The 1,028-nt window shown below is 74.5% G+C and carries 1 protein-coding gene and 1 pseudogene; both read left to right on the top strand.

All coding sequences use genetic code 11. The features are described from left to right. Positions 1–570: ABC transporter substrate-binding protein (locus FV228_RS30725; RefSeq protein ID WP_147857857.1), on the top strand; the 570-nt coding region annotated here is incomplete at its 5' end. 261 nt (positions 571–831) lie between these two features. Then, positions 832–1,028: pseudogene (locus FV228_RS30720) on the top strand (iron ABC transporter); the annotation flags it as partial.

Below are 1,028 nucleotides of genomic sequence, written 5' to 3'. Positions count from 1 at the left end.
GTGCTGGCGCAGCTGCGCGAGGCCGGCCTGCGCGTCGAGACCGTGACCGAGCCGCCGAACCCCGAGGGCGTCCTCGACAAGATCGCCGTCATCGGACGCCTGGCCGGCCTGGACCAGGAGGCCGGATCCCTCGCCGCCGAGGTCCGCGCCCGCTTCGCGGAGGTCGCGGCACGACGCGCGCGGATCGAGACGCCCGCCCGGGCGATCGTCGTCCTCTCCCTCCAGGGCGGCCGCACGGTGGTGGGCGGCACGGGGTCCACGGCCGACGGCATGCTGGCGCTCGCCGGCATCACCAACGCGGCCGCGGGCGTCGCCGGGTTCAAGCCGATGACCGACGAGGCCATCGTGGCCGCCGCCCCCGACGCCGTGGTGATGATGCAGAACGGCCCGGAGCCGCCCAAGCCCGAGACCGTGTTCGCCCCCGATTCGGCCCTGGGCCGGACCCCGGCCGGCGCGCAGGGCCGGCTGATCGCCATGGACGGCCTCTATCTACTCGGCTTCGGCCCGCGCACCCCCCAGGCGGCCGCCGAGCTGATGCGCGCGATCTACCCGGGCCTGCCGGGTGAGTGAGGGGGGCACGCCTGTCTTTCCTGCGCGGAGGCTGCGGGAGCCGCATGCCGGTCTCCACTGGCCGCAACGCGCTCCCTCTCCCGTGCGGGAGAGGGTTGGGGTGAGGGATGCGACCTCTCCGGAAAGATTTGATCCCTCACCCTGTCCCTCTCCCGCACGGGAGAGGGGACCCGCGCCTCAGCCGGAGAGGTGGGTATCCGGTGGTCCGCAGAGGGCGGAGAGGATGTCGCGTAAGGCGTCCCAAGTCGTGAGCGGGCCGCCATGATGCTGAACCGCCGCGCCGCCCTGCCGTGGGTGCTGGCGGCGCTCGCCGGGCTGATGCTCGCGGTCGCGCTGCTGTCGGTGAGCCTCGGGGCGATCCGGATCCCGCCGGAGCGGGTCCTGGCGGTGCTGGCCGGGGGCGGGAGGGATCCGGCGCTGGCGCGCGATGCCCTGGTGGTGCTCAACATCCGGCTGCC

Origin of the sequence: Methylobacterium sp. WL18 (assembly GCF_008040015.1) — a bacterium.
GTDB lineage: Bacteria > Pseudomonadota > Alphaproteobacteria > Rhizobiales > Beijerinckiaceae > Methylobacterium > Methylobacterium mesophilicum.
The sequence above is the reverse complement of the archived record's forward strand: the minus strand, read 5'-3'. Positions and strand labels throughout refer to the sequence as shown.